Source organism: Nonomuraea sp. NPDC049309 (genome assembly GCF_043196965.1).
In the GTDB taxonomy this organism is placed as follows: Bacteria; Actinomycetota; Actinomycetes; order Streptosporangiales; family Streptosporangiaceae; genus Nonomuraea; species Nonomuraea fastidiosa.
On sequence record NZ_JBICSH010000001.1, the window covers coordinates 739,758 to 759,019 of the forward strand.

Here is a 19,262-nt window from a genome sequence, read left to right on the forward strand (position 1 = left end):
CATGCAGCACGCATCCACCGTCTCTGCGCCTGCCGACGGGCGCGCGGGCATCACCGCGGACCTGGTACGCCGGCTGATCGCCGCCCAGTTCCCCCAGTGGGCGGGCCTGCCGGTCGTCCCGGTGCCGGTGGACGGCCACGACAACCGTACGTACCGGCTGGGCGAGGACATGACGGTACGCCTGCCGACCGCCGCCGGTTACGCGCCCGCCGTGCGGAAGGAGAGCCTCTGGCTGCCGCAGCTGGCGCCGCACCTGCCCGTCGCGGTGCCGCCGATCCTGGCCACCGGCGAGCCCGGCGAGGGCTACCCGTATCCGTGGTCGGTGCGCGGCTGGCTGGCGGGCGAGACCGCGCATCCGTCGCGCATCGGCGACATGACGGCGTTCGCCGTGCAGGTGGCCGAGTTCCTGCTGGCGCTGCGGCGCTGCGACTCCACCGGCGGCCCGGTGGCGGGCGAGCACAGCTTCTACCGGGGCGCCTCGCCGCGCCACTACGACGAGGAGACCCGCCGCTGCCTGGCCGCGCTGGAGGGCCACATCGATACGGATCTGGCCGCCGAGGTGTGGGCGGCGGCACTGGCGGCGACCTGGACCGGGCGGCCGGTGTGGTTCCACGGCGACATCGCCGCGGGGAACCTGCTGGTCGCCGGCGGCGGGCTGGCGGCCGTGATCGACTTCGGCACCTCCGGGGTCGGCGACCCGGCCTGCGACCTGGTGATCGCCTGGACGATGTTCGAGGGCGCGTCCAGGGAGGCGTTCCGGGCGGCCGTGGGCGGCGACCCCGGCATGTGGGCGCGGGCGCGCGGCTGGGCGCTGTGGAAGGCCATGCTGGTGCTCTGCTCGGCCCTGGACACCGACCCGGTCATGGCCGCCGAACAGCGGCGCGTCATCGCGCACGTCCTGTCCGACCATCTCGCGACCGCATGACGGGGGAGACACACCTTATGCGCAGGAATCGGCTCGGCCGCACCACGGTCGCCGTCACCGAGCTCGGGTTCGGCGGCGGCCCGCTGGGCGGCCTGTTCGAACCGCTGGACGACGCCACCGCCGCCGGCGCGCTGAAGGCGGCCTGGGAGGCGGGCATCCGCTACTACGACACCGCGCCCCACTACGGCATCGGGCACTCCGAGCGCCGCATCGGCGAGCTGCTGCGTGACAGGCCGCGGGCGGAGTTCACGCTCTCGACGAAGGTCGGGCGGCTGCTGGTGCCGCAGGACCCGCAAGGCCGGATGGACGAGGGGTTCGCCGTGCCGGCCACGCACCGGCGCGTCTGGGACTTCTCCCGCGACGGCGTCCTGCGCAGCGTCGAGGACTCGCTGGCCCGCATGGGCGTCGACCGGATCGACGTGCTGTTCCTCCACGACGCCGAGCAGCACTTCGAGGCCGCGCTGCGCGACGGCTACCCGGCGCTGGCCGAGCTGCGCGCGCAGGGCGTGGTCGGCGCGATCGGGGCCGGCATGTACGACTCCGCCAAGCTCACCCGCCTGGTCCGCGAGACCGGCCCCGACGTGGTCATGCTGTCCGGCCGCTACACCCTGCTCAACCACAACGCGCTCGACGATCTCATGCCCGCCTGCGCCGAGCGCGGCGTGTCGGTGCTGGCCGCGTCCGTCTTCAACTCGGGCCTGCTGGCCACGGAACGGCCCGGGGAGGGAGCCCGCTACGACTACGCGCCCGCCGCCCCGCACGTGCTGGAGCGGGTGCACCGCATCGCCGACGTCTGCGCGGCACACGGCGTGACGCTCCCCCAGGCCGCGATGGCCTTCCCGCTGCTGCACCCGGCCGTCGCGGGGATCGTGGCCGGCATGCGCTCGGCCGAAGAGGTGCGGCGCAACGTCGCCGCGTTCTCGGCCCCCGTGCCCGCGGCCTTGTGGTTCGATCTGCGCGAAGCGGGCCTGCTGGACGAACGCGCCCCTCTCGGGCAGGCGTGATGAGGTATCTTCCCGGGCTCGCCGGGGCCGGCGGGCGTCGTCGCGGGGGCCCGCACCGCCGCCGACCTCGCGCTGCAGATCCCGGCCGGGGGTCTGGGTCGATCGCTGGTGCCGGAGTCGATGCTGGGCCGGATGGACGCGGTGCTGAGCCGTCCGGGGCACCGCTCAGCGAGGCGGGGCGGCCGGGGGACGCTCGCCGAGCCACTGCTCGGCGCCCCAGGCGTGGAACCGCTCCACCTCGGCGAACCCGAGCCTGGCCGCAAGGCGCATCGACGCGGCGTTGGCGGTCTGGGTGGTGAGCACCACCGGCTCGCCGGGCAGCTCGCGGCCGAGCCAGCCGAGCGCCGCCGCGCACGCCTCGGTGGCGTACCCGCGGCCCCAGGCCCGGGGCAGGAACAGGTAGCCGAGCTCGGCCTTGCCGACGGCGGCCGGGCGGCCGTGCTCGCCGGCGCGCTTGAACTCCACCAGCCCGATCATCTGCCCGCCGAGATCGACGGCGAAGGTGCCCGGCCGCCCCGGCACCTGCGGCAGCTCGCGTTCGAGCCGATCACGGTCGCCGGGGCCGCCCAGGTAGGCGTGCACCTCCGGCGAGGACAGCAGCTCGACGAAGGCCGCGCGATCGCGGGCCTGCGGCGCCCTGAGCAGGAGGCGCTCGGTCCTGATGGGGTCGGGCGGCCAGGCGACGGAGCCGATCTCAGACATGACGGGCAACCTATCGCACGCTCAGGTGGGGCCGATCTCGTCGGCGAGCCGGTTGTTGTGCTCGATCTGCGCCATGTGGGTCTCGGCCCACTCGCGGAGCGCGGCGAGCGGGCCTTCGAGCGACAGGCCGAGATCGGTGAGCCGGTAGTGGACGGCGGGCGGCACGGCCGGCTCGACGCGACGCTCGGCCAGCCCGTCGCGCACCAGGCTCTGCAGGGTGACCGAGAGCATCTTCTGTGAGATGCCGGGAATGCGGCGCCGCAGCTCCGCGAACCGCAGCTCGTCCGGCGCCGCCTCGGCCAGCACCTTGACCGCCATCGAGGTCCACTTGGCGCCGACGCGCCGTCTCCTCCCGGAACCGCCTGACCCGCGCCGGATCCATGGTCAGGAGCGCGAAGACGCCGGTGCCGTAGGTCAGCGCCTGATCGGCGACACCCGGGCACGCGCCCGGCTCCTTGTTATCGGCGCGAGGCCCGTCCGAGGCGAGGCCGCGCCGGTGATCGCCCGGCGCGGGCAGCGCGGCTCGCGCCTTCTCGTCGCTCCGGCTCGGCGTCCGGCCGCAACCGGGCGAGGAGCGTCCGCATCAGCTGAGCGGGACGTCGAGGCGGTGGCGGGTGGGCCCGGAGGTCTCCTTGCGCTCGCCGAGGAGGGTCATGAGCTGGTCCATGGCGACCTGCCCCAGTTTCTCGCCGTCCACGTCGATCGAGGGCACGTCGTCCAGGCCGAGGCTGTCGACGACCATGCGCTCGGAGCTGACCACGACGTCGTCGACGCCGCGCCGCATGAGCGCGAACATGAGCCCGAGCCCGATCGAGGTGGCGTAGGGGACGACGGCGGTGGCGCGGGCGGCCACCACGTCGTCGGCCGCCGCCACCCCCGAGGCGAACGTCGAGGGATAGGGCCCGAGCATGGTCAGCGTCACCCCGCCCTCCTCGGCGGCGGCGCGGATGGCGGCCTGGCGCTGGCGGTCCTGCCAGGATCCCGCGGGCCCGCCGACGTAGACGATGCGCTCGTGCCCCCTCTCCGCGAACCAGCCGACCAGCCTGCCGAACGCGGTGGCGGTGTCGGCGACGGTGGAGGGCATGCCGTCGATCTCGCGGTCGATGAGCACCGTAGGCTTGTACGCCGCCGCCGCGCGGACGATCTCGTCGGACCCGCGTGGCGCGGTGAGCAGGAAGCCGTCCACCTGGTGGGCGAGCTGCTCGACGGCGGCGAGCTGGGAGGTGTGCTCCAGCGAGTGCACCGCGACGGTGAGCTGCATGCCCGACTCGGCCGCGCGCGCCTGGGCGCCGCCGATGATCGGGGTGAAGAAGGTGTTGTCGAGCGTGGGCACCACGATGGCGACCACGCCGGTCCTGCCTCGCGCGAGCTGGGTGGCCGCCCGGTTGGGCACGAACCCCAGCTGTTCGGCCGCCGCGCGCACGCGGGCGACGGTCTCCGGGGCGGCCAGGTCGGGCCGGCCCAGAGCGCGGGAGGCCGTCGCCTTCGATACCCCCGCCAGTACGGCGACGTCCGCCAGTGTCGGCAATGATCCTCCTTGAGCTGTTAACACGGATTTAACGCAGTGGTTTGTGCGCGAGGCGGCTCGTCCTCTATGGTCAGGCTCATGCAACCGGTTCCGTAACCGGTTCCAGTGACAGCGTACGCCACCGAGAAAGGACGCCGACATCTCTCGCACATCGGCCCTTCTACTGGTGCCAGGGCTCGTCCTTCTCCTCGCCGGTTTTCTCGTCCCCTCGGTCGCGATGCTCTTCGCGCCGCCGGACGTCTCGACCAGTGAGATCTTCGCGCGCCTGGGCGAGATGCTCAAGGACCCCTACGACCTCGAGGTGATCGGGCGCACGGTCGGGCTGGCCCTGGTGGTCACGGTGATCTGCGTCTTCCTCGGGTTCCCCATCGCCTACTGGCTGGCCCGCTCGCGCTCCCGCTGGAGCGGCGTGCTGCTGGCGGTGGCGATCTTCCCGCTGATGCTGAGCAACGTGGTGCGGACGTTCGGCTGGCTGGTGATCCTCGGCTCCAAGGGCGCGCTCGGGCAGCTGCTCGTCTCGCTCGGCCTGGTGGAGACGGCGCCGCAGCTCCTCTACACCAAGGTCGCGATCGTCCTCGGCCTCACCCAGCTCTTCCTGCCGCTGGCGATCATCTCGTGCTACTCGGCCGTCGCCCAGGTCGATCCCGGACTCGACGACGCCTCGCGCGGGCTCGGCGCGAGCCGCATCCGCACGCTGTGGAACATCGTCATCCCGCTGACCATGCCGGGCATCGTGGTGGCCGCCACGCTGGTCTTCGCCGGGTCCGTCACCGCCTACACCACGCCGTACCTGCTCGGCGGGTCCAGCCAGCGGATGCTGTCGACGCAGCTGTTCACGTACGCGAGCACCACCGTCGACTGGGCGTCGGCCTCGGCGACGGCGCTCATCATGACCGTGCTGGTCTTCCTGGTCTCGGGGCTGTCGTCGCTGATGGGACGCAAGGGGGCCACCTCGTGAAGCGGCCCATCACGGCGGCGCTGGCGGTCGTCGGCTACGTCATCATGATCGTGCCGATCATCTTCGTGGTGTCCACCGCGTTCACCTCGGGCAGCGTGCTGCGCTTCCCGCCGGACGGGTTCTCGCTGCGCTGGTTCGGCGAGGCGCTCGGCTACGAGCCGTTCATGGAGGCCGCACTGTCCAGCCTCCAGCTCGCCGTGCTCGCCACGCTGCTCGCGCTGCTGGTCGGCGTGCCGGTCACGCTCGCCGTCCACCGGGGCAGGCTGCCCGGCAAGGGACTCGTCGAGGGGCTGTTCCTGTCGCCGCTCATCGTGCCCGAGCTCGTCGTCGGGCTCGCGCTCTACCAGCAGCTCATGGTGGGGCTGGGCCTGGACAACTTCAGCACCCTGCTCGCCGGGCACACGGCGCTCATGCTGCCGTACGCGGTGCGCGTCACCGGCGCGTCGCTGGCGCTGGCCGACCCCGCGCTGGAGGAGGCCGCCAGGGGGCTCGGTGCCTCGCCGCTGCGCGCGTTCTTCGGCGTCACGCTGCCCATGCTGCGCCCGGGGATCTTCTCGGCCGGGCTGCTCAGCCTGGTCACGTCCTTCAACAACGTGCCGCTGTCGCTGCTGCTGCAGGGGCGCGACTTCCGCACGCTGCCGGTGACGATGCTCGACTACGTCCAGCAGTCCTACGACCCGATGGTGGCCGCCGCCTCCACCCTCATCCTGGCCGCCACCGTCGTCATCGCGATGGTCGCCGAGCGCACCGTCGGGTTCGCCAAGATCTTCGGAGGGATCGACCCATGACCGCCGCCGCCGAGCTGATCGCCGTCACCAAGACGTTCGGCGCCTTCACCGCCGTGGACGCGATCGACCTGGCCGTGCCGGCCGGGAAGCTCACGACGCTGCTCGGCCCCAGCGGCTGCGGCAAGACCACCACCCTGCGGATGATCGCCGGCTACGCCGAGCCGACCTCGGGGACGATCCGCATCGGCGGCGTGGACAGCACCCGCACCCCGCCGGAGAAGCGCAACCTCGGCATGGTCTTCCAGTCGTACGCGCTGTTCCCGCACATGACGGTGGCCGACAACGTCGGGTACGGGCTCAAGCTGCGCAAGGTGCCGGCCGCCGAGCGGCGGGCGCGCGTCATGGAGGTCCTGGACCTGGTCGGGCTCGCGCACCTGGCGGACCGCAAGCCGAAGAAGCTCTCCGGCGGCCAGCAGCAGCGGGTGGCGCTCGCCCGCGCGATCGCGATCAGGCCCAAGCTGCTGCTCCTCGACGAGCCGCTGTCGAACCTCGACGCCCGCCTGCGGGTGCAGATGCGCGCCGAGATCCGGCGCATCCAGGCCGAGACCGGGCTGACCGTCATCCTCGTCACCCACGACCAGGACGAGGCGCTGGAGATGTCCGACCACATGGTCATCATGAACGAGGGCAGGATCGTCCAGCAGGGCTCGCCCCAGGAGATCTTCCCCCGTCCCGCCGACCGCTTCGTCGCCGAGTTCCTCGGCTACGAGAACTTCCTCACCGCCGCCGACGGCACCCTCATGACCATCAGGCCCGAGCACCTGCGCATCGCCGAGAAGGGCCAGGGCCTGGAGGCCACGGTGGCCGACGTCGCCTTCCGCGGCGTCGATCTGCTGGTCTCGCTCGACGTGGTGGACCCGTCGGGCGCGACCGTCAGGCTGCTCGCCGACGTACGCGGCGGCGACGCCCCGGCTCCCGGATCGAGCGTCTCGGTGATCACGCCGGACGACCGGCTGGTCCCACTTCCCCGCTGAAAGAAGGAACACCCATGCCCACGCGCCGTGCCGTACTGGCCGTTGCCCTGTCGCTGCTCGCCGCGGCCGGATGCTCAGGTTCGAGCTCCGGCGGCGAGCAGGCCGAGCAGAACACCCTCGTGGTCAGCACCTTTCCCTTCGGGGTGAAGGAGTTCGAGCAGGCGGTCGTCGACCCGTTCACGAAGAAGACCGGGATCAAGGTGGAGCTGGACACCGGCTCCAACGCCGACCGGCTGTCGAAGCTCAAGCTCGCCAAGGGCAGGCCCGAGGCGGACGTGGTGCTGATCTCCGACTACTTCGCCGCGCTCGGGCAGAAGGACGGCCTGTTCGAGAAGGTCGACGTGCCCGCCATGAAGGAGCTGGCGCCGTTCGCGACCGAGGGCGCCTACGACGGGCCCGCCTACACCCACCAGCTCAACGGGATCATCTACAACACCGAGAAGCTGTCGAAGGAGCAGGCGGCCGACTGGAAGCTCTTCGGTGACGCGGCCTACGCCAAGAAGGTCGCGCTGCCCGACATCTCCGTGACGGCCGGGCAGCTCATGATCTCCGGGGTGGGCGAGGCGTACGGCAACGGCCCGTACGACATCGACACCTCGCTGCGCACGCTGGCCGGCTGGGCGCCGAACGTGCTGCAGTTCTACAGCTCCACCACCGAGGTCACCAACCTGCTGTCGCAGGGCGAGATCGTCGCCGCCGACGCGCTCAGCGGGTTCGCCACCCAGCTCGTCACCTCCGGCGAGCCGATCGCCTGGACCGCCCCCGCCAAGGGCCGCTACATGGCCACCAACCGGGCCATGATCCCCAAGGGCGCGCGCAACCAGGAGGGCGCGAAGAAGTTCATCGACTACCTGCTGTCGGCGGAGGCGCAGAGCGCCACGGCGAAGATCGTCGGTGACCTGCCGGTGAACCCGAAGGCCGACATCCCGCCCGAGATCGCCAAGGTGACGGGCGAGGCGGCCAAGGACCCGGTCGCCGCCGGGTACAAGACGCTCGACCCGGCCCAGCTCGTGGACACCCGCGACGAGTGGGTCAAGCGCTTCACCCGCGAGGTGGCCGGCAAGTGAACCTCGCAGCGCTGCCCAAGGTCGATCTGCACTGCCACCTGATCGGCACCGTGCGCGCCTCCACCTTCGCCGAGCTGGCGCGCCGGGAGAAACTCGACCTGCCGGACACGCCCGAACGCATCTACGCCCAGGTCAACTCACTGCCGCCGGACCCCAAGCTCTACCTGGACACCCGCATCCCGGTGCCGCAGGGCAGGAGCGCCGACGAGCCCGAGGTGTCGTACTCGCTGTTCCAGGTGTCGTCGTGGGTCCTGCAGACACTGCGCGAGGCCGACGACCTCACCAGGATCACCTACGAGGCGTTCGAGGCCGCCCACCGCACCAGCAACACCCTGCACCTGGAGCTGTCGTTCGACGCGCTCACCGAGCAGCAGCAGAAGCTGGGCTACGCGACCGTCGTCGAGGCCTACGCCGAGGGCATCAGGATGGCCGAGCGCGACTTCGGCATGACCGGCCGGCTGATCGCGGCGGTGGACCGGAGCAGGAGCGGCGAGGAGGCCCTCGAGTGGGTGCGCACCGTGGTGGAGCACCCGCACGAGTACGTCGCCGGGATCGGCCTGGACAACCTGGAGACGGCGGGGCCGCCCGAGCGCTTCGCGGCGGCGTTCCGGCTGGCCGGCGAGGCGGGGCTGCGCCGCACCGCGCACTCCTCCGAGCACGCGCCCGTCGCGGTCAACACGGTCACCTGCCTGGACGTGCTCGGCTGCGACCGGATCGACCACGGCTACTTCGTCCTGGAGGACGACGAGGTGGTGGCGCGGGTCAGGGACGAGCAGGTGCCGTTCACCGTCATCTCCACCACGTCGCGGCGGTCGTGGCGGCCGTGGCGGCGGGCCTCGATCGCGGCGATGATCGAGGCCGGGCTGAACGTCATCCCCGCATCCGACGACCCGGGCATGTTCCCGACGTCGCTGGCCGAGGAGTACCGCATCCTGTCCGAGGACCTCGGCGTGCCGGACGAGCGGCTGCGGGCGATGGCGCTGGCCGGGGTGGAGGCCTGCTGGCTGCCCGAGCCCGAGAAGGCGGCGCTGCGCCGCCGCTTCGAAGCCGAGCTCGCCGCCGCCGGGTAAGGCCCCGGACGCGCCGCCCGCCCGGGCGGAACCCGGGCGGGCGGCGCGGCTCACGCACCGGACCCGCCCGCATCTGGCCCCGCGCCGATCGGTGAACCGGCCGGCACGGCCGCTGCGTACCTCGTCGTGATGACCGAGGAGGCGCGGACGTGAAGGTACGGGCGGCGATGGTGTCGGCGGCGCTGTGCGCGGGAGCCCTGGCGTCACCCGCACCCGCCATGGCCGACCCGTCGCCGGCCCAGGCCAGGGCCCGGCTGGTCAAGCTCAACGAGAAGGCGGATCAGCTCGTCGAGCGCTACAACCGGGCGACCGAGGCGTACCGGAAGGCCCGCGAGCGCTACCGGGCGCTCGACGCCGAGGCGGCCAGGGACGGCGCGCGGGCCGAGGAGCTGCGCGCGCAGCTCGCCGAGCTGGCGGCGCGCGACTACCGGCTCGGCTCGCCGCTCGGCTGGCAGCGCTTCATGGGCAAGGGCGACCCGGAGTCCGTACTCGGCGGCATGGCCGCTCTGGAGGCGCTCGCCCGCGACCGCGCCGCCCGGCTGCGCGCGTTCGAGGCCGCCACCGCGCGGCTGCGGGAGAAGCGCGACCGGGCCAGGGACGTGCTGGCCGAGGCGGAGAAGGCGCGCGACGCCGTGCGCCGGGAGCAGGCCGAGGTGGACAAGCTCGTCGATCAGCAGACCGCGCTGCTGGGCGGCTCGGCGCGTACAAGAAGGGGAATCCGCAGAGCACCGGCCGCCCGTACACCGGTCCGGCGTCGGGCAGCGCGCGGCGGGCGCTGGAGTTCGCGTTCGCGCAGATCGGCAAGCCCTACCGGTACGGCGGCACCGGGCCGGGCTCGTGGGACTGCTCGGGCCTGGTGCAGGCGGCCTGGCGGGCGGCCGGGGTGAACCTGCCGCGCACCACGTACACGCAGTGGGCCTGGGGCGCCTCCCGGCGGGTCCCGCTGGCCGCGGTGCAGCCCGGTGACCTGCTGTTCAGCAAAGGACTCGGGCACATGGGCATGTACGTCGGCGACGGCAAGATGATCCACGCCCCGCAGACCGGCGACGTCGTCAAGGTCGTCACGCTCGACGCGTACTGGCGTAACCGCCTCGTCGGCGCCGTACGCCCCTGACCTCGCGCGCTGTGAATTCCGCGAATCTTCCGGTCGCGCTCGGGTACGGCATGCTAATGATTCGTAAGCGCCCGCCACGACGGCGAGGCTCGCGGACGCCCGTCCCCCGCGGTGTCCGCGCACCGCGACGACGCGGTCTCTCCCCCGATCCACCGAAGGGTGTGAGCATCATCGAGACGCACGACGGAGGTCCTCGATGCCTTTCCTGACCCGGCTCGCCGACGTCGCCCGGCGCACCGGCCACCCGGTGACCGAGGTGCCCGGCTGGCGTGAGCGCGGTCACGGCCCCCAGCCGGAGGTGCAAGGCATCGTCTGCCATCACACGGCGGGGCCCGCGGGCGGCGGCGACTATCCCTCGCTCGCCGTCGTCCGCGACGGCCGGCCCGGTCTCGACGGGCCGCTGTCGCACTTCGGGCTCGGCCGTTCCGGCCACATCTACGTGATCGCGGCAGGCCGGTGCTGGCACAACGCGCCCTCCACGTCGGACTTCCACACCAACTCCCGCTCGCTGGGCATCGAGGCCGAGAACGACGGCTCGCAGCCCTGGCCCGCCGAGCAGCTGGACGCCTACCGGAAGCTGTGCGCGGAGCTGTGCCGCGAGTTCGGGCTGCCCGCCTCGCGGGTCAAGGCGCACCGCGAGGTCAACACCTCCAAGCCCGACCCGCACTCGATCGACATGGACGACTTCAGGGCGGCCGTCGCCGCCCTCATCGACGGCAGCCCCGCTCCCGGAGGCGGCGGGGCGGGGCCGTCCTGGACGGAGGACATCGTGAAGCAGCTGCCGCTGATCCGGCGCGGCGACGACAACGTCGACGTCAAGACCGTCAGGGGGTGCCTGTTCGCGCGCGGGCACGTCCCGCGCGCCGCCTACGCCGAGGTCGCCGACGGGCTCGAGGGCTGGCTGAACACCACCGTCTACGACGACCAGCTGGTGGAGCTGGTCCGGGAGTTCCAGCGGGCGGAGGGCCTGGACGCCGACGGCGCGGTGGGGCCGCAGACCTGGCCGCCGCTGCTGCGCATCTGACCGGGCGCCCTCCCCCGCCCCGCACGCGTCCGGCACCCGCCGCGGTGCCCGGTGCTCAGTGGCCGAGCAGCGTGGCGACCATGACGCGGCTGCCGTCACGGCCCTGCCGGGCCTCCCAGGCGAGCACCGGCCGCCCCTCGCCGTCCAGCGTCAGCGCCACGCGGTCGCCCGTGCCCTCCAGCCTGGTCACGGCGATCGTGGCGCAGCGCACGCCGGCGCATGAGGCCAGCGCGATCCGGTCGCGCTCCACGTCCCGGTAGGCGAGCACGGCCCGGCCCGGCCGGTCCAGCACCAGCACGGGCGGGCCGCCGGTGGCCTCCGACAGCCGCGCGGTGCTCCCGTCCGCGCAGTCGGGCGTGCGGCAGTCGAGCAGCGTGAGGGCGCCGTCCGTGCCCGCCTGGTAGGCGATCACCGGCCGCCCGTCCTCGCGCATCGCGAGCACGAGCCCTGACCCGGCCGGGCTCCGCAGGACGTCCCGTTCCCCGGCCGCCGAGCCGGGCACGGGCGTGCGCACCGTGGCCCGCGCGCAGGCCGCATCCTGGCAGGAGACCACGTGCACCGCGCCCGTGGTGGCGTCGAGCTGCGCGGCGACCGGCCGGCCGTCGGGGGCGACGCCGAGCGCGAACCCCTCCTCCTTGTGCAGGTACGACGGCAGCTGCAGCACCGCCGCCTGCCGGGTGACCGGCGTGGAGCAGGCCGGGCCGGCGCAGAAGCTGAACGCCACCGTCTGCTCACCCGGCCGGGCCGCGTCCGGCTCGCCGGCGTGCGCCAGCACCAGCCCGCCGCCGGGACGGGCGGCCACCGCGAGCGCGAGCTCGTGCGGCACCGACGGCAGCCGCCCGGTGCTGCGTTCCGGCGCGGTGCAGCTCCTCGCGTCGCACAGCAGCAGCTCGACCCGGGCGGTGCCGCCGGTGCCGCCGCCGGCCCAGGCCGCCATGAGCAGCCGGCCGTCGGGCATGGGGGCCGTGGTCAGGCTTCCCCAGCGGCCGGAGCCTTGCGGGCCCGCGTACACCGTGACGGTGTCGGTGCAGGCGGTGTCGGTGCAGGCCACCAGCGCCGGCGGGGCGGACCCCTTGTCCAGGAGGAGCAGCAGGCGGCCGTCGCCGGTGCGGTGGGCCACGAGCGGTCGCGCGCCGCTCTCTGCGGGGGCGGTGACGGGCCGCTGGTGGAGCCGGGGCCGGTCGAGCAGGTTCGCGGTCGCGGTCATCGTGTACAGGACGGCGGGCAGCAGGGCGGCGGCGAGCAGCCGGCGCAGCCACGGCTGCGCGGACGGTCCTGCGTCCGTACGGGAGGAGAGCTCCCGCAGGACGACGGTCTCCGGGAAGACCGCCGGGTCCTGCGGCCCGGCGTGCCGCCAGGCCAGGCGTTGCAGGTAGGCGCGGGTCACGACGCTCGCCTGGAACGGCGCCACGGTCACGGCGGCCGCGGCGGCGAGCGTGATCGCCGGCGGCGCGGGGACGGCGTCCAGGGCACGGACCGCGCCCCAGGCGGCCAGGCCCGGCACGAGCACCGCCCCGGTGAGCAGCGCGATCAGGTCCGGCCAGGTGCCCTCGGCGGCCAGCGCGTACGCCCGGCCGACCGCCTGGAGCGGCGTGCGCCGTTCCAGGATCAGCACCGGGACGGCGAGCACGAGCGGCGTGGCGGCCAGCGCAAGCCCGGCCAGCACGAACCAGGTGAGCGGGCTCCAGCGGACGGCCGCCTGCACGCCCGCCCCGGCCCCTGCCACCGCCGCCGCGCCGGCCAGCGTGATCACGGTGACCGCGAGCAGCCCGCGCCGGCGGCGCACCGCCGCTCCGAGCGCCGCCGCCGGTTCGATGTGCCGTCCCGTCTGGCGGGCGGCGGCCAGGAGCGTGGTGGCGCCCGACACCACCGCGTACGCCGCCACCGCCGCGACCCCGACGACCGCCGTCCAGACGGTCCGCCACGGCCCGGGATCCTCGGCGAACACCAGCTCGCCGTTGACCACCGCCAGCGACCCCGCCATCGGCAGGGCGGCCAGCGCGGCGAACCACGCCAGCGGCGCGAACACCACCAGGCTGGGCACCGCCAGCCGTCCCACGTCGACCCCTGCCGCGCGGGAAGCGGGCCACAGCACCCCGCCCCGCCGCAATCGCGTCACAAGTCGCACACTGTCCACGCCGCGACTGTCGCAGGCGGCACCGCCCGTGTCGGGCGAGTCACCGTAATCGGTCTGGATGAGTCTGGATGGGGGCAGAACTCGTTGCGCAGCGGCACCTTCTCGGCGGGCACCGCCAGGCGCAGGCCGGGCAGGCGGGTGATCAGCTCGCGCAGCCCGATCCTCGACGGCGATCTCGGTGATGCGCGACTCCAGGGCCCGCATGCGCCGCGCGGTGAACTGGCCGGTCAGCAGCCGGCGCAGGCGGGTGTGCGCGTACGGGCCTCGTCGAAGCCCGTGACCAGCCACGCCTGAGCGACGTGCACGAATCGCGCGGGAGCGCGGATGGCCCGTGGCCGGCACGGCCAGGCATGATCACGTCTTCGTGGCTGCCGAAGTCCCTGACGTGATCGCCGAGCCGGCCGCGGGCGATGCCGTCGCGCCGGTGCGGTGCAACGAGCCGGGCGGGCCGACGTTCCGGCCCGACGGCCTCCGTCAGGTCGCGGCCGCCCCGGCGGCTTCGGCGGGCTCGATCGGGAAGTTGTCGCGGAAGACGTTGTCCGGGTCGTAGCGGCGCTTGAGCTCCCGCAGCCGCCGCAGGTGACCCTCAGGGTAGGCCTCGTGCAGGCGCTCCGGGCGCTGGTCGGTCTCGAAGTTGATGTACAGGCCGGAGAAGTGCTCGATCATGGGGTCCCACTGCTCGGCCAGGCCGTGCTCGCTCTGGCCGAACGCGACCAGCTGGAAGTTGGCCGAGCGGCCCGCGTACGCGGTGGCGTCCGGCGGCACGTCGGCCGAGGCGCCGCCCATGCCCCGGATCTGGAAGAAGTACGTCTGACCGCTGCGCACCAGCTTCTCGGCCGCCGCCGCCAGCTCGGGCGTCAGGTGGTCGGCCAGCCCCGACCTGGCCACCGGCTCGCCCTGCCCCATCTGGGGGCCGTGCGGTCCCGCCATGATCGCGTAGTACGGCATCACCTGGATGCTGTAGTCCAGCAGCGGCGCCACGCCCGCGATGGGCTGCAGCCTGGAGACGATCGTGTCGGAGTCGGCCGAGTCCACCACGGCCGAGATCTGCCCGATGACCGGCTGTCCGGGCTGGGGCCGTCCGATGAGCAGGGTGCTGGTGACGTCGCGCGGCGCGGCCTCCACGGCGGCGCCCCAGCGTTCCAGCAGGCCCTTGGTGTCGCTGGCGTCCACGATGAACTGGGCGAACCCGACGTCGCCCACCTCGTCCACCTCGAACTCGAACGACGTCACGATGCCGAAGTTGGCGCCCGCGCCGCGCACGGCCCAGAACAGGTCGGCGTTCTCGTTCTCGTCGGCCCGCACCCGGCTGCCGTCGGCCAGCACCATCTCCACCGCCCGCAGGTGGTCGATGGTCAGGCCGTGCTCGCGGACGAACCAGCCGATGCCGCCGGCCGTCGCCAGACCGCCCACACCGACGCTGCCGTAGTCGCCGGAGCTGAGCGCCCAGCCGTGCGGGGCGAGCTCGGCGGCCACGTCGCCCCAGCGCGCGCCGGGCCCGATGCGGACGCGGCGGGTCTCCTTGTCGAGCACCTCGATGGTGTTCATGCGGGAGACGTCGATGACGATGCCGCCGCGGTTGGTCGAGCGGCCGCTGATGCCGTGGCCGCCGCTGCGGATCGACAGCTTCACCGGCTGCGTGCGGGCGTACCGCACCGCGTCGCTCACCTCCTCCGGCGTGCCGGGCCGCAGGACCAGGCCGGGGGCTCCGCCGCGCATGTACGTCGAGCGCACGCGGGCGTAGCCGGTGTCGCCGGGCTCGACGGCCTCGGCGGCCAGGGAGGCGGGGATGGCGTCGTAGTCGATGCCGGGGTGGCGCTTGCTGCGGACGAACGAGCTCTTCACCTGGGGGACCTGGTCCTTGCCCGCCGCGGCGCGCAGGGCGGGGGCGATGTCGCCGGCGAAGCGCCTGACCTCGCCGGGGTCGCCGGTGGCCAGCAGGATCGTGCCGACGCCCGCCTCCTCGATGAGCGGCAGGAGGTCGGAGGCCTGGGGCACGCCGGTGACCTGGACCACGCGGCGGATCTCGCGCGGGTCGCGCCCCGCCTCCTTGGCGGCCTCGTCGATGACGGCGTTCGCCTTCGTGAGCGCGGCCGGCAGATCGCGGAGCGACCGCCCACGTGCGTCGTCCGGGCCGGAGGCGAGGAGCCAGGCGTCGGCCTTGCGTGCGGCCAGGCGCAGCACCTCGGGGTCGGTGCCGCCCGCGATCCACAGCGGGATGTCGTGCGCGGGGGCGGGACCGCGTTCCGTGCCCGGCACCCGGTAGTGCTCGCCGTCGTGGCTCAGGGGCGAGCGCTCGGACGCCGACCAGATGCCGCGGATGATGTCGGCGGCCTCGCCGGTCGCCGGGCCCGCCGCGAGGGCCAGCTCGACGCGGCCGCCGGTGAGCAGGTCGAGGCTTGCCGCGGCGCGCCCGATCACCGTGGGGACGGTGCCGTACGCGGCGGCGGGAAGCACCGGCTCAGGGGCGGAGGCGGAGGCCCCGCCGGACCCGGCGGCCGGAGCGGGCGCGACGGCCGGCCGCGTGAGCGCGGCCAGCGTGACGCGGTCGGTGCGCCCGGCCACCCAGCTCAGCACCGTCCACGGGTCCAGGCCGGAGGGCCGGTCCTGGTCGTCCGGTGTCGCGGACCGGTCACGGTCGTCGGACGTGGCGGGGCGGTCGTGGACGGCGATCAGGTCGTATCCCAGCTCCTCACCGAGCCGGGCGAGTTCGGCGGCGCTGTCCCGGTCGGTGCCGGTGAGCAGCAGGCCGAGGCGGAGGGAGTGGCCGTACCGAGTGTTCACTTCGCACGCTCCCTCGACACGAGCTCGCGGACGGCGGGCGCGACCTGTTCGCCGAACGTCCTGATGGTGGCGGGGTCGTCGTTGGCCATCAGGATGTAGGTGGAGAAGCCGAACTGGAGCGTGAGGGTGGCCAGCTGCTCGGCCCACTGCTCGGGCGGTCCGGACAGCAGCCGGTCACTGGGGGTGGCGGTGAACCGGCCGCCGATGTTGAGCAGCCGCCGGACGTCCGTGGGCTTGCGCCCGGCCGCGATGGCGGCCTCGTCGATGGTGGCGTTCGACTCCTTGATCTGCTCCAGGCTCTGCATGTTCATCAGGGAGGGCAGCCATCCGTCGGCCTTGGTGCCGACGAGCCGGAGCATCTTCGGCTTGTACGCCCCCAGCCAGATGCCGATGTCGTGCGCCGGGGCGGGCCCGCGCTTGACTCCGTCGACCTTGTAGTACGTGCCGTCCACGCGGAACCGGGCCCGGTTGCCGGCGTCCCAGATGCCGCGGATGATGTCGATGGCCTCGCTCAACGCGTCCACGGCCTGGCCGGGGCTGAGCCGGCGGCCGCCCATGGCCTCGATCGCGTCCCAGAACCCGCCGGCGCCCATCCCCAGCTCGAACCGGCCACCGCTGAGCAGGTCCAGGCTCGCCGCGGCCTTGCCGAGCACGGCGGGCGGGCGCAGCGGCAGGTTGACCACGTTGCCGGACAGGTGCACGCGTTCGGTCACGGCGGCGACGTACGACAGCAGCGTCCACGTGTCGAGGAACGCCGACTGGTAGGGGTGGTCCTGGAAGGTGACCAGGTCGAGCCCGGCGGCCTCGGACTCCTGCGCGAGGGCGACGACCTCCTTCGGTGAGGCGTTCAAGGGAGTGATGAAGGTGCCGAACTTGAGGTCGTGGCCGTAGTCAGCCATGGTGCCCTCCTCCAAGATATGTTGTCAGTTAGACGATCTCAGCGCCAGACGAGTGGCACAACCACCGTTTGCGCGAGGACATTCCCCGCTTCCGGCACCAATTTGAGAAGGGCACGAAACGCCTGGTCAGCGGCCGTCCGACAGCATCTCGTCGGCCACCTGGCACGGATCCTTGGCCGGTTCGATGTCGCTCACGGCACAGGCCACCCGCTGCACCATGTCCTTGAACGCGGCCCGCTCCTCCGGCGACAGCGCGCCGAGCAGGTGGTCCTCGGCCTCGCTGACCCGGCGTTCGAGCTCCTTATAGACGCGCTCGCCCTTGTCGGTGGCCACGATGCGGCGCTGGCGCCGGTCGTTCGGGTTGAGCCGGCGTTCCACCAGCCCCGCCTCGACCAGGTCGTCCACGAGGTAGGTCAGCACGGTGCGGTCGATGCCGAGGTAGGAGGCCAGCGCGAGCTGAGTCGGATGCCGGCCGCTCACGACGGCGGCGAGCGTCTGATAACCACGCTGGCCATGGGGCAGGTCGCCGATCACCGTGACGACCGTGCTCTGGTAAGCGCGGAGCAGGACGCCGAGCGTCCAGCCGAAGGTGTGGTTCGCCACGGGTTCGTCAGTCATACCCGGATACTATCGGCCGCCGACTTTCGGTGGCGTAGATGTTCTGCCGGGCAACATGTCGCCGTGGAACACCGCCACGCCTTCGCTTCGCAAAACCCTGAAGCGTGAAATCTGCACTCTTCACCCCCGTTAACGTGACATCTCATGACGTACGGCCCCCACCACCCGCAGCCCTACCCGCCTCAGCCGCCCTATCCCCCGCAGGGCCCCGCTGCGCAGCCGGGCGCCCCCGCACAGGTGTGGCCGGCCGCACCACCGGGGTCCTCCGCACAGCCCTGGCCCGCCGCACCACCGGAGGCCTCCGCACAGCCCTGGCCCGCCACACCGCCGGGGGGCCATGCGGCACCGCCAGGGCCTGCCGCAGCGCCGGCTCCCGTGGTCATCGACGTGGGCGGCGACGCGAAGGTCAAGGCGATGATCGGCGGCGCGGTGGCGGGCGGGATCGGGCTCCTCGCCATCATCTCGGCGCTGACGGGGCAGACCACGGGCGGCTCGGGAACGGCGGTCGCCGTCGGCATCGTGGGGGCCGTCTTCCTGCTCATCGGCCTGCTGCCGGTCTTCACCTGGAAGAAGCTCACCCGGCCGCGCCGGCTCGTCTTCGACGCGACCGGCGTGCACTGGGACGATCCGCAAGGACGGCCGTGGGCGGCGGCCTGGCAGGAGCTGGCGGGCGTGGGCATCTCCCGCACGCAGCAGCGCCGCGTCAGGCTCGCCGACTACCTGTTCCGCAAGACGATGGTCCGGCTCGACCTGTTTCCGGCCGACTCCGGCTTCCGGCAGCGGCATCCGGAGATGGACCACCTGTGGGAGTTCCACACGGTCAAGAACGGCTACCGGCTGCCGCTCGGCTCGAACCCCAAGTACATCCCGGTCATCGAGCAGGCGATGCGGCAGTACCGCCCGGCCGCGTACTGGGGCATCAAGGACGAGGGATTCATGGTGGGCCTGGTCTGACCGTGTTGTAATGGTTGTGTGCATCTGAACCCTTACGGGGAGGACGCCGTGAAGCTCGCCGCGTCCCTCGCCAACGAGCGGCCCGGCACCCCCGCCGAGCTCGCCGACCGCTGCCGCGCCTTCGGCCTCGAGCTGGAGTCGCCGGTCACGGCGGAGGACGTGGAGCGGGTACACGCCGTGCTCGACGCATGGGAGCAGGTCGTGGACGCACCCGGCGAGCGGCGGCGCGCCGAGCTGGTCAACGGCATGCTGGCCGGATCCGCGGCCCACCCGCGCCTGACCGACCACGCCGGCAGCGGCTGGCACCTGCACTACCGCGACGACGACCAGCCGCCCGGCGCCGTACTGGCCGCGCTGATCTCCGTCGGCACCGCGCTGCACCTGGTCGGGCGGGGCATGCACCGGCTGCGGCGCTGCGCCGTCGCCGACTGCGCCACGATCTTCGCCGACACCTCGCGTACCGGACGGCAGCGCTACTGCTCGCAGCGCTGCGCCAACCGCGACGCCGTGCGCCGCCATCGCGCCGCCCGCGCGAGAGGCTGAAGACGACATCCACGGACAGGAACGCCCGAAAGGCCCGCTCACACAAGCCACCCGACCGGCCATCGACCGCGCGCGCCGCACCGGCCCGCCCAGCCGAGGTCCGCGCGCCGCACCAGCCCGCCAACACCATCCACTCGGCCGGTCATCGGCCGCGCGCGCCGCACCGGCCCGAG

The 19,262-nt window shown here is 73.3% G+C and carries 20 protein-coding genes; 13 read left to right on the forward strand and 7 right to left on the reverse strand.

Features of this window, described 5'->3' with window-relative positions:
• Position 1: 1 nt before the first annotated feature.
• The gene (locus ACGFIM_RS03510; protein WP_393193932.1) at positions 2–925 is read left to right on the forward strand and encodes an aminoglycoside phosphotransferase family protein; all 924 of its coding nucleotides are present in this window, start codon (positions 2–4) and stop codon (positions 923–925) included.
• Between the two features lie 17 nt (positions 926–942).
• Positions 943–1,929, forward strand: coding sequence for an aldo/keto reductase (locus tag ACGFIM_RS03515; RefSeq protein WP_393193935.1), 987 nt, complete (start codon positions 943–945; stop codon positions 1,927–1,929).
• 165 nt (positions 1,930–2,094) lie between these two features.
• Here ACGFIM_RS03515 and ACGFIM_RS03520 read toward each other — a convergent pair whose 3' ends face one another.
• From ACGFIM_RS03520 to ACGFIM_RS03530, 3 genes are all read right to left on the reverse strand, one after another.
• A complete protein-coding gene (locus ACGFIM_RS03520; protein WP_393193938.1) occupies positions 2,095–2,631 on the reverse strand; it encodes a GNAT family N-acetyltransferase in 537 nt (178 codons plus the stop codon).
• Positions 2,632–2,652: 21 nt separating this feature from the next.
• A complete protein-coding gene (locus ACGFIM_RS03525) occupies positions 2,653–3,009 on the reverse strand; it encodes a winged helix-turn-helix transcriptional regulator (protein ID WP_393199608.1) in 357 nt (118 codons plus the stop codon).
• Positions 3,010–3,214: 205 nt separating this feature from the next.
• A complete protein-coding gene (locus ACGFIM_RS03530; RefSeq protein ID WP_393193940.1) occupies positions 3,215–4,159 on the reverse strand; it encodes a LacI family DNA-binding transcriptional regulator in 945 nt (314 codons plus the stop codon).
• Between the two features lie 166 nt (positions 4,160–4,325).
• Between ACGFIM_RS03530 and ACGFIM_RS03535 the strand changes: the two genes are divergently transcribed.
• The 8 genes from ACGFIM_RS03535 (at position 4,326) to ACGFIM_RS03570 (ending at position 11,154) form a co-directional block, all read left to right on the forward strand.
• Complete coding sequence (locus ACGFIM_RS03535) at positions 4,326–5,117, forward strand: ABC transporter permease (protein ID WP_393193943.1); 792 nt, start codon at positions 4,326–4,328, stop codon at positions 5,115–5,117.
• On the forward strand, positions 5,114–5,905 hold the full coding sequence (locus tag ACGFIM_RS03540; RefSeq protein ID WP_393193946.1) for an ABC transporter permease: 792 nt from the start codon (positions 5,114–5,116) through the stop codon (positions 5,903–5,905). The genes ACGFIM_RS03535 and ACGFIM_RS03540 overlap by 4 nt, the downstream gene beginning before the upstream one ends.
• Positions 5,902–6,879, forward strand: a complete 978-nt coding sequence (locus tag ACGFIM_RS03545) for an ABC transporter ATP-binding protein (protein ID WP_393193949.1) — start codon at positions 5,902–5,904, stop codon at positions 6,877–6,879. The genes ACGFIM_RS03540 and ACGFIM_RS03545 overlap by 4 nt, the downstream gene beginning before the upstream one ends.
• Positions 6,880–6,893: 14 nt before the next feature.
• A complete protein-coding gene (locus ACGFIM_RS03550) occupies positions 6,894–7,946 on the forward strand; it encodes an ABC transporter substrate-binding protein (protein WP_393193952.1) in 1,053 nt (350 codons plus the stop codon).
• Positions 7,943–9,016, forward strand: a complete 1,074-nt coding sequence (locus tag ACGFIM_RS03555; protein WP_393193955.1) for an adenosine deaminase — start codon at positions 7,943–7,945, stop codon at positions 9,014–9,016. The genes ACGFIM_RS03550 and ACGFIM_RS03555 overlap by 4 nt, the downstream gene beginning before the upstream one ends.
• Positions 9,017–9,165: 149 nt before the next feature.
• Entirely contained in the window at positions 9,166–9,903 is a 738-nt protein-coding gene (locus tag ACGFIM_RS03560) for a coiled-coil domain-containing protein (protein WP_393193958.1), read from the forward strand.
• The gene (locus tag ACGFIM_RS03565) at positions 9,873–10,130 is read left to right on the forward strand and encodes a C40 family peptidase (protein WP_393193961.1); all 258 of its coding nucleotides are present in this window, start codon (positions 9,873–9,875) and stop codon (positions 10,128–10,130) included. The genes ACGFIM_RS03560 and ACGFIM_RS03565 overlap by 31 nt, the downstream gene beginning before the upstream one ends.
• Positions 10,131–10,326: 196 nt before the next feature.
• Positions 10,327–11,154 (forward strand): N-acetylmuramoyl-L-alanine amidase, encoded by an 828-nt coding sequence (locus ACGFIM_RS03570; RefSeq protein WP_393193964.1) that lies wholly within the window; start codon positions 10,327–10,329, stop codon positions 11,152–11,154.
• Positions 11,155–11,209: 55 nt separating this feature from the next.
• Here ACGFIM_RS03570 and ACGFIM_RS03575 read toward each other — a convergent pair whose 3' ends face one another.
• The gene (locus ACGFIM_RS03575; protein WP_393193967.1) at positions 11,210–13,273 is read right to left on the reverse strand and encodes a hypothetical protein; all 2,064 of its coding nucleotides are present in this window, start codon (positions 13,271–13,273) and stop codon (positions 11,210–11,212) included.
• A gap of 102 nt (positions 13,274–13,375) precedes the next feature.
• Between ACGFIM_RS03575 and ACGFIM_RS03580 the strand changes: the two genes are divergently transcribed.
• Positions 13,376–13,585: a hypothetical protein gene (locus ACGFIM_RS03580; protein WP_393193970.1), complete on the forward strand. Its 210-nt coding sequence runs from the start codon at positions 13,376–13,378 to the stop codon at positions 13,583–13,585.
• Positions 13,586–13,765: 180 nt separating this feature from the next.
• On the opposite strand, the gene ACGFIM_RS03585 is transcribed toward ACGFIM_RS03580, so the two are convergent.
• The 3 genes from ACGFIM_RS03585 to ACGFIM_RS03595 form a co-directional block, all read right to left on the reverse strand.
• Positions 13,766–16,075, reverse strand: coding sequence for an LLM class flavin-dependent oxidoreductase (locus ACGFIM_RS03585; protein ID WP_393193973.1), 2,310 nt, complete (start codon positions 16,073–16,075; stop codon positions 13,766–13,768).
• A complete protein-coding gene (locus ACGFIM_RS03590) occupies positions 16,072–16,974 on the reverse strand; it encodes an LLM class flavin-dependent oxidoreductase (protein WP_393193976.1) in 903 nt (300 codons plus the stop codon). Before ACGFIM_RS03590 ends, ACGFIM_RS03585 begins: the two co-directional genes overlap by 4 nt.
• A 126-nt stretch (positions 16,975–17,100) precedes the next feature.
• Positions 17,101–17,592, reverse strand: coding sequence for a MarR family winged helix-turn-helix transcriptional regulator (locus tag ACGFIM_RS03595; RefSeq protein ID WP_393193979.1), 492 nt, complete (start codon positions 17,590–17,592; stop codon positions 17,101–17,103).
• 375 nt (positions 17,593–17,967) lie between these two features.
• Here ACGFIM_RS03595 and ACGFIM_RS03600 point away from each other — a divergent pair, with 375 nt between their 5' ends.
• Both ACGFIM_RS03600 and ACGFIM_RS03605 read left to right on the forward strand, forming a co-directional pair.
• Positions 17,968–18,546 carry a hypothetical protein gene (locus tag ACGFIM_RS03600; RefSeq protein WP_393193982.1) on the forward strand — a complete coding sequence of 193 codons (579 nt, stop codon included), beginning with the start codon at positions 17,968–17,970 and terminating at the stop codon, positions 18,544–18,546.
• A gap of 18 nt (positions 18,547–18,564) precedes the next feature.
• Positions 18,565–19,089 carry a CGNR zinc finger domain-containing protein gene (locus ACGFIM_RS03605; RefSeq protein WP_393193985.1) on the forward strand — a complete coding sequence of 175 codons (525 nt, stop codon included), beginning with the start codon at positions 18,565–18,567 and terminating at the stop codon, positions 19,087–19,089.
• Positions 19,090–19,262: the final 173 nt, after the last annotated feature.

Bases quoted from the DNA above. Each gene is read 5' to 3' on its own strand.
- ACGFIM_RS03510 (WP_393193932.1), top strand. From the start codon at position 2: ATGCAGCACGCATCCACCGTCTCTGCGCCTGCCGACGGGCGCGCGGGC.
- ACGFIM_RS03515 (WP_393193935.1), top strand. From the start codon at position 943: ATGCGCAGGAATCGGCTCGGCCGCACCACGGTCGCCGTCACCGAGCTC.
- ACGFIM_RS03520 (WP_393193938.1), bottom strand. From the start codon at position 2,631: ATGTCTGAGATCGGCTCCGTCGCCTGGCCGCCCGACCCCATCAGGACC.
- ACGFIM_RS03545 (WP_393193949.1), top strand. From the start codon at position 5,902: ATGACCGCCGCCGCCGAGCTGATCGCCGTCACCAAGACGTTCGGCGCC.
- ACGFIM_RS03550 (WP_393193952.1), top strand. From the start codon at position 6,894: ATGCCCACGCGCCGTGCCGTACTGGCCGTTGCCCTGTCGCTGCTCGCC.
- ACGFIM_RS03570 (WP_393193964.1), top strand. From the start codon at position 10,327: ATGCCTTTCCTGACCCGGCTCGCCGACGTCGCCCGGCGCACCGGCCAC.
- ACGFIM_RS03590 (WP_393193976.1), bottom strand. From the start codon at position 16,974: ATGGCTGACTACGGCCACGACCTCAAGTTCGGCACCTTCATCACTCCC.
- ACGFIM_RS03595 (WP_393193979.1), bottom strand. From the start codon at position 17,592: ATGACTGACGAACCCGTGGCGAACCACACCTTCGGCTGGACGCTCGGC.